The 5,565-nt window shown below is 69.8% G+C and carries 5 protein-coding genes and 1 riboswitch; of the genes, 3 read left to right on the top strand and 2 right to left on the bottom strand.

The window, feature by feature from the left end; all coding sequences use genetic code 11:
• Positions 1-1,417: DEDD exonuclease domain-containing protein (locus tag V6M46_RS05300; RefSeq protein WP_332662736.1), on the bottom strand; the 1,417-nt coding region annotated here is incomplete at its 3' end.
• A 132-nt stretch (positions 1,418-1,549) separates the two neighbouring features.
• On the opposite strand from V6M46_RS05300, the gene V6M46_RS05295 reads away from it, so the two are divergent.
• From V6M46_RS05295 to V6M46_RS05285, 3 genes are all read left to right on the top strand, one after another.
• Positions 1,550-1,783, top strand: a complete 234-nt coding sequence (locus V6M46_RS05295; RefSeq protein WP_332662735.1) for a hypothetical protein — start codon at positions 1,550-1,552, stop codon at positions 1,781-1,783.
• An 85-nt stretch (positions 1,784-1,868) separates the two neighbouring features.
• Positions 1,869-2,043, top strand: a riboswitch (cyclic di-AMP (ydaO/yuaA leader).
• An 8-nt stretch (positions 2,044-2,051) separates the two neighbouring features.
• Entirely contained in the window at positions 2,052-3,020 is a 969-nt protein-coding gene (locus tag V6M46_RS05290) for a C40 family peptidase (RefSeq protein ID WP_332662734.1), read from the top strand.
• Between the two features lie 58 nt (positions 3,021-3,078).
• Complete coding sequence (locus V6M46_RS05285; protein ID WP_332662733.1) at positions 3,079-4,260, top strand: basic secretory protein-like protein; 1,182 nt, start codon at positions 3,079-3,081, stop codon at positions 4,258-4,260.
• Here the strand turns inward: V6M46_RS05285 and V6M46_RS05280 are convergent.
• Positions 4,227-5,565, bottom strand: a 1,339-nt coding sequence (locus V6M46_RS05280; RefSeq protein ID WP_332662732.1) for an AMP-dependent synthetase/ligase, incomplete at its 5' end; no start/stop codon positions are given. The two genes, V6M46_RS05285 and V6M46_RS05280, sit on opposite strands and share 34 nt — an antisense overlap.

The following is a 5,565-nucleotide window of genomic DNA, read 5'->3' as shown; positions in this document are numbered from 1 at the left end:
CGTGGATCTCCCAGCCCTCGGGGTGTGGCGCCGCCGCGACGAGCTCGTCGGTGCCGGTCAGCTCACGGAGTCGCTGCGTGCGGGCGACGGCACGGAGGAAGCCCGTGAGGCGGTCGCGCCAGATCGCGGCGTCCTCGAACCGTTCATTGCGGGCGAGGTCGAGCATGCGAGCACGGATGGCCGTGACGAGCTCCTCGGGATCGCCCGTCATGGCCTTGCGTACGTGGGAGACCTCGGCTGCGTAGGTCTCGACGTCCGTCGATCCGTCGCACGGGGACAGGCAGTGGCCCATCTCGGCGAGGGCACACGGTGAGATGCGCGACTTCTTGGCGAGCTTGGTCGTGCACTGGCGGATGCGGAACGAGTCGTGCAGCGCCGTGAGTGCCCCTTCAGCGGCCGCGCGGCCGCGGAACGGGCCGATGTAGTCGGCGTCGTCGTCGAGGATCTTGCGGACGATCGACAGTCGCGGCCACGGCTCGCGGGTCAGCTTGAGCCAGCTCAGCCGGTCGGGAAACCGCGATCGGCGGTTGTAGGGCGGGCGATGCTTGCCGATCAGGCGCAGCTCGCGTACCTGCGCCTCCAGGGCCGTGGCGCAGACGATGCCCTCGATGCGTTGGGCCAGCATGACCATCTCGCCCATGCGAGTGCGGGTCTCGGCCTTGGTGAAGTAGGACCGGGTGCGCGCCCGCAGGTTGCGGGAGGTGCCGACATAGAGGATCGCGTCGCGCGCGTCGCGGAAGAGGTAGACGCCCGGGGCCTCCGGCAGGTGCTCGGCGAGGTGGCGCTTGCGCCGCTGCTCGGGCTTGACCTTGGCGGTGTAGGTCGACACCTCCTCGAGCGTCGTGACCCCGAGAGGTCCGAGGCGCTCGAACAGGGCATGCAGGACGTCGACCGTCGCCCGGGCATCCGACAGCGCGCGGTGGTTGGGCGTCGTCGAGGCGGAGAACTTCGCCGCCAGGGTCGCGAGCTTGCAGTTGGGCACTTCCTCGCGCGTCAGGACACGCCGGGCGAGCGTCGCGGTGTCGAGCGTCTCGAAGCCCGGCCACGGGATGCCCAGCTCACGACTGAAGTGCTTGAGGAATCCGACGTCGAACGGCGCATTGTGTGCCACCAGCACGCTGCCACGGGCGAACTCGAGGAAGCTCGGCAGGACCTCCGCGATGCGCGGAGCGTCGATGACCATCTGGTTGGTGATGCCGGTCAGCACCGTGATGTAGGCCGGGATGGTCTCGTCGGGGTTGACCAGGGTCTGGAACTCGCCGACCACCTCGCCGCCGCGGATCTTGACCGCACCGAACTCGGTGATCTTGGAGCCCTTGGCGGCCGAGCCGCCGGTGGTCTCGAGGTCGACGACGCAGAACGTCGTGTCGGACAGGGCACGGCCGAGCTCGTCGAACGATCCCTGAACTACCGCCATGTGGTTCACCGTAGGTGGGCGTACGGACAGAGTCGTGGAACCTGCAACGCGCGGCGTTTTTGTCCGAGCCGGCTCCTAGCGTCGTAGCTGACCCCGAATGACGGGGCAAGCTGGCAAGCAGGAGGTGCAGCCATGACCGAGAATTCCCCCACCGACTCCGTGGTCGTCGATTGCGACCGGTGTCTCGTACGCAGTCCCAGCGCGTGCGGCGACTGCATCGTGACGGTCCTGCTCGGCGCTCCACCCGCCGGAATCGAGATCGATGCCGAGGAGATGGCCGCGCTCGGTGTGCTCGCCGATGCCGGTCTGACGCCACCGCTGCGCCTGGTGACTCCCGTCACCGGCCCCGAGACACAAGCCGTGTGAACGGTAGTTGAAGTTGATCTGACCTTGACCTCCCCCTACAGTGGGGGCTTGTGTGACCGGTGAACGCCGTCCCCCCCGGGCGGCGTCGGGCACACCGCCGAATTGCCACAGTCATGGGGAAGATGTCTGAGGCGAACCGGGGACCCATGTGTGTGGGGTGAATCGGATCGCGCTGATCTGTCAAAGGATTGGCGCGGACTGTAGGGCAGACCTTGGCCCGAACCCGTCAGCTCACCCGGTAGGCGTCGAGGCACCATAGGAGTACTGCGTGCGCTTGCCCGCTACCCGAACACGTCGTCAAGGATTCGCCGCCGCTGCGGCACTCGCTCTGATCGGTGGGCTCTTCGCCCTCCCGTCAGCCGGAGCAGATCCAGCTGTCACGCCCGCGGACGTCGAAGCCGCGTTCCACAAGGCCGAGGCCATGAACGAGCAGGTCAACCAGCTCGAGGTCGAGGCCAAGGCGACGCAGGCCGAGATCGACGACCTCACCGGTGACATCAACCGCGACCTCGCCGAGTACAACCGCCAGAAGGCGGAGCTCGGCGACGCGATCGCCCAGCAGCAGATGGACGCGCCCCTCGGGCCGAGCGTCAACCTGCTCAGCAGCAGTGACCCCGACGAGTTCATCGCCGGCCTCGGCGCCGTACAGGCGCTCAACAGCACGCGGGCCGAAGCACTCGAGAAGTTCGGTCAGACGAGCAGGGAGCTCAAGAACCGCAGGGCGCAGCTCCAGGACCGCAAGGCCGAGCTCGCAGCGGCCCAGAAGGACGCCGACGCCAAGCGCGACAAGATCCGCAAGCACTACGCCGACGCCAAGGCTGAGCTCGCACGCCTCACGGCCGCCGAGCAGGCCAAGTTCAACACCAGCAACACCGACATGCCAGAGGTCGATGCCTCGGGCCGCGCCAAGGTTGCGATCGACTTCGCGCTCGGGCAGCTCGGTGACCCGTACGTCTACGGCGGCACCGGCCCCGACGGCTGGGACTGCTCAGGACTCATGATGAAGGCGTGGGCCGCAGCAGGCGTCTCGCTCCCGCGCGTGGTCGGAGCGCAGATGTCCGCCACCACTCGCGTCCCGATGGATGCCTTGCAGCCTGGCGACCTCGTCGCATACGGCGACATGTCGCACGACGGCATGTACCTCGGCGGTGGCAAGGTCGTGCACGCACCGCGCCCCGGCAAGAGCGTGGAGATCACGACCCTCAGCGGCTTCAGCGTCGGCGGGCGGGTTGGCTGACCCAGGCCGAAGACTGGGGCCCAACGCGGTCGCAGTCCTAGTCCTGATCGCGCTGGGTGTGGCACTGCTCGTCTGGCAGCGCCCGTGGCAGGAGTCCGACGACGCGGTCGTCGGCATCCCTGCCGACGCACCCTCGCAGCTCACGGCGCAGTTCCGTGCGCTGAGCGAGGCCGGCACGGAGGCGGAGTTCGTCGCCACCGCCGGAACGTCGCGGGACGCCAAGGCATTCGCCCGGCAGGCGTGGCGGGCCCGTGAGGCGCTCGGCGCCCAGGCGGTCGAGCTCCGGTACGTCAGCGGCGGCGACGTGGCCGACCGCGCCGACGGGTCCGCGCAGGCGACGGTCGACGTCAGCTGGCGGGCCGGCGACGAGATCGGCCTGAGCGACACCACGGTGCACACGTCGTCGGTGGTCTTCCGGGTCGCCCCGCAGGCCGACGGCGGGTTCTCGGTGATCGCCGCGGCGCCACGCGAGGGCGCCCTGCCGATCTGGCTGGCCGGTGACGTCGCGGTCGAACGCAGCTCCGGCTCGGTCGTCATCCGGGTCGACGGCGGCGACGAGGCGCTGCCGGTCGAGACCATGGCGACAGCGGCGCGGGCGGCAGTCGCGCGGGTCGTGCCCGGCACCAAGGGCGATGTCACGGTCGTCTCGCCGCACACGCAGACCCAGATGGCGCGACTCGTGGGGCAGCCGCTCGAACAGGTGCGCCAGATCGCCGCCGTGACGACCCGGCTGGACGGGCGGGGCGGCACCTCCGCCGACACCGTCATCGTGCTCAACCCCACCGTGTTCTCGACGATGGACCGCCGAGCCGCCCAGGTCGTCCTGACGCACGAGGCGACGCACCTGCTCACCGATGCGGTCGGCACGCGGGCCGAGAGCTGGGTCGTCGAGGGATTCGCCGACTTCGTCGCCCTGCATGACGACTCGGCCGCACTCGCGGTCAGCGCCGGACAGATCCTCGCCGAGGTCAGGGCCGGCCGGGCGCCGACCCGCCTGCCCACGGCGGCGGACTTCGACGCCGAGGGCCACGGCCTCGGTGCCGTCTACGAGTCCGCGTGGATGATCTTCCGGATGCTGGGGGAGCGGTACGGGGACGCACGCGTGGTGGACTTCTACGAGGCGGTCATGGCCGACACCCCGCTCGACAGCGCCCTGGCGACATCGTTCGGGCTCACCGTTGCCGAGCTGACAGCCGAGTGGCGCGCCTACCTCGCGAAGAGTGCCTCGACCGTGTCGTGAAAGTCGCGCAGCACGGCGTTGCGCTTGACCTTGAACGACGGCGTCAGGTAGCCGTTGTCCTCGGTCCAGTCCTCCGGCAGGATCAGGAACTTGCGGATCGACTCGGCCTGCGAGACCTGTGAGTTGGCGTCGTCGATCGCCTTCTGGACCTCGGTCCGGAGCGCGGGGTCGTCGAGGTCGCCGGTCCAGGCCTCCGCGTCGATCGTGACCAGCGCCGCGACGAACGGCTTGCCGTCGCCGACCACGAGGCACTGGCTGACGTACGGATTGGCACGCACCCGGTCCTCGAGCGCGGCCGGCGCGACGTTCTTGCCGCCCGCCGTCACGATGATCTCCTTCTTGCGCCCGGTGATGCGTACGTAGCCGTCGTCGTCGACCTCACCGAGGTCGCCGGTCGCAAACCAGCCGTCGGCGTCGAGCGACTCCGCGGTGGCCTCCGCGTTGTGCCAGTAGCCGGTGAAGACCTGCGGGCCGCGGAAGCTGAGCTCGCCGTCGGGGCCCACGCGGACCTCGGTGCCCGGCAGGGGACGGCCGACCGTGCCGATGCGCTGATCGCCCGGCGTGTTGACACACAGCGCGGCGGTCGTCTCGGTCAGGCCATAGCCCTCGAGGACCGTGACGCCGATGCCGCGATAGAAGTGCGCGAGGCGGTCGCCGAGCGGTGCGCCGCCCGAGATCGCCCACTCGGCCTGGCCTCCGAGGGCGTCGCGGAGCCGGCCGTAGACCAGCCGGTCGAACAGCGCGTGACGCGTGCGAAGCGCGAGTCCGGGCTTCCCGCCGTCGAGGGCCTTGCTGTAGGCGATCGCGGTCTGCGCGGCGCGGTCGAAGATCCTGCCCTTGCCGTCGGCGTACGCCTTGCTGCTCGCGGTGTTGAAGACCTTCTCGAACACCCGGGGGACCGCCAGGACGAATGTCGGCTGGTAGGACCCGAGGTGGGTCACCAGGTCCTTGACGTCCGCGGTGTGGCCCAGCTTGGCGCCCGAACGGATCGCGCCGACCTGGATGATGCGGGCGAAGACGTGTGCGAGCGGGAGGAACAGCAGCGTCGATGCGCCGTCGCGCTCGAACAGCTCGGGCAGCTCGGGGATCGCGGCGCCCAGCTCGTAGCGGAAGTTGCCGTGCGTGAGCTCGCAACCCTTGGGGCGTCCGGTCGTGCCGGACGTGTAGATCAGGGTCGCGAGTGTCTCGCTCGTGATGGCGGCGCGGCGCGACTCGACGTCGGAGTCGCTGACCTCGGCCCCGCGGGCCGTGATCTCCTCGATGGCGCCGCCGTCCAGGACCCACACGTCGCGGAGGTCAGGCGTC

Source organism: Aeromicrobium sp., assembly GCF_036676885.1.
In the GTDB taxonomy this organism is placed as follows: domain Bacteria; phylum Actinomycetota; class Actinomycetes; order Propionibacteriales; family Nocardioidaceae; genus Aeromicrobium.
Note: the sequence above shows the minus strand (reverse complement) of the source record. Positions and strands in the feature narration are given on the sequence as shown.